At 69.4% G+C, this 1,931-nt stretch carries 1 protein-coding gene; it reads left to right on the top strand.

Annotation, left to right across the window (positions count from 1 at the left end; translation table 11 throughout):
- Nucleotides 1-336 precede the first annotated feature (336 nt).
- Nucleotides 337-1,446, top strand: coding sequence for an SMI1/KNR4 family protein (locus FXF52_RS40915; RefSeq protein ID WP_222870961.1), 1,110 nt, complete (start codon nt 337-339; stop codon nt 1,444-1,446).
- Nucleotides 1,447-1,931: the final 485 nt, after the last annotated feature.

The following is a 1,931-nucleotide window of genomic DNA, read 5'->3' as shown; positions in this document are numbered from 1 at the left end:
TTCTCGTCCAGCGCCCTTTGAACCGTGTCGCTTTGGAGCGGGAGATGCCACTTTGTGGCGGCCCTACCCGGGGCTCTACGAGGGGACTCGCGGGAAGGCGCACGCATCTGCCGCATCAAGGTGCTCGTGCCAGAGCTTCGTCCGTTGCCACGGCGGTGTTCGGCGCTCACTCGGCCCCAGTCGACCTGGACGGTGTGACGTGGCACGGCGCCGCTGACCAGGTTCACCACGCTGCGTCGGTGGATGCTGGCATGATGCCTGGCTGTGGACTGCTCGCGCTTCGCTGACCAGTTCGGCCCTCCGCCGCAAAGCCCGCCAATTCCCATCGACTGGGCGGTGGTGGAGTCGTGGCTCGACCTGCAGGTGCCCGCCGACTACAAGGCGATCGCGTCGGCGTACGGGCCGCTGGACATCGGCGAATACATCTGGCTCCATGTCCCCTGCGCCCAGGCGGACCGGTTCGACTACGGCACCTGGCTACGCGAGAACCACCGGTGGGCGCGGATCTCGTCCCGGATGGTCCCGCCGCACGAGCCGCCCGCGTTCCACCCGGCCGCCGACGGCCTACTCGCCTGGGGCACGACCCGACGATCAGACCTGCTGTTCTGGGACACCTCCGCCTCCGACAACCCGGACGAGTGGCCCGTGGTGATATTCCACGCGGACGCCGTGCATGCTGGCGTCAATCCGTGGCGCGGCTTCGGGACGTCGCTGCTGGACACGCTGACCGCGCTGGTACAAACCAGCCTGGACCTGCCCGGCGGTGGCAGCCTGGGCCCGCTGCCAGCGAGTGCACGCCGGACCGCATTCCTGTCCGACGCCGGCGCCTGGGCTCCGCCGGTGCCCAAACCGCGCCTGGTGCCTGAGCAGTTGCAACGCGAGGCGCTCATCGCAGGCAGCGGGCTGGACACATTGCGCCTGCTCGTGCCCCCACCCGAGGCGCCGTGCCTCGGCGACGGCAGATGGGACGACCTATTCGCCGAGCTCGGCACCCCCCTGCCGACCGAATATGTCGCCCTCATGGACCTCTACGGTGCCGGCATCTGGTCGAACTGGCTGAGGTTCGCCACACCGCTGCGTTCAGGCGCAACCCTCGCCGCCTACGCGCAGGAGCGGCTCGGGTGGTATCGGGACCTGCGCGACCAGTTCCCCGAGTACCATCCGCTGCCCATCTGGCCGGAGCCCGGCGGGTTCCTGCCGTTCGCGAGCTCCATCGACGGCGACAGCCTCGGCTGGCTGACCGAGGGTGAGCCCGACCGTTGGCCACTCATCGTCGAACCCCGCCATCACGAACAGGGCCCGCCGCTGACGGGCACGCTCATCGACCTCCTGCTCAGCTGGCTGCGGGGCCAGCCAGCCGCCCGCGAGTTCCCCCACCTCGATCCACTCGACGATCCGCTGGAGTTCACCGACTTCCAACCATGGACCGACAAGGCGTACTGGTGAAGTACCGGCCAACGGTCACGTCCGCCCAGACCTGAGTCCTCAGCGACCGAGCCGAACTCGGGAATCCGCACGCCGTCACCGGAATCTTCGCCATGCAGCCGGCTCTGGTAGGGCATCCGCATCGGGCCGTCGCTGATCGGGCGTTCAAAGCGCGGCACGCGGCTCTGCCCGATGAGTGAAGCCTCGCCGCTGTCGGCATGCACGAATGACGGAGCATTGGCCGGTCGGGGCGGCTCCCGCGGCGTCTCAAGATCGGTGGCCCGTCGGAGGTGTCCCCAGGCCGGGAGGCGGTGGCGTTGTCGCGGCACGTCGACGGCCCCCGCAGTCTCTATCCCGCGCGTTGAAGCGACGCTCCTGTTGGCCCGGCAGACTCCTTGACCCCCAGGCGACAAGCAGGCGGCATCTACCTGCATCCCTCCGCGCCAGACGCTGGCAGTCGCGTCCGCCGTCGTCCGCTGGTGTCCGGCCGCGTGCACCCCGATCGC

Origin of the sequence: Micromonospora sp. MP36, from assembly GCF_008119785.1 — a bacterium.
Lineage (GTDB): Bacteria > Actinomycetota > Actinomycetes > Mycobacteriales > Micromonosporaceae > Micromonospora.
Note: the sequence above shows the minus strand (reverse complement) of the source record. Positions and strands in the feature narration are given on the sequence as shown.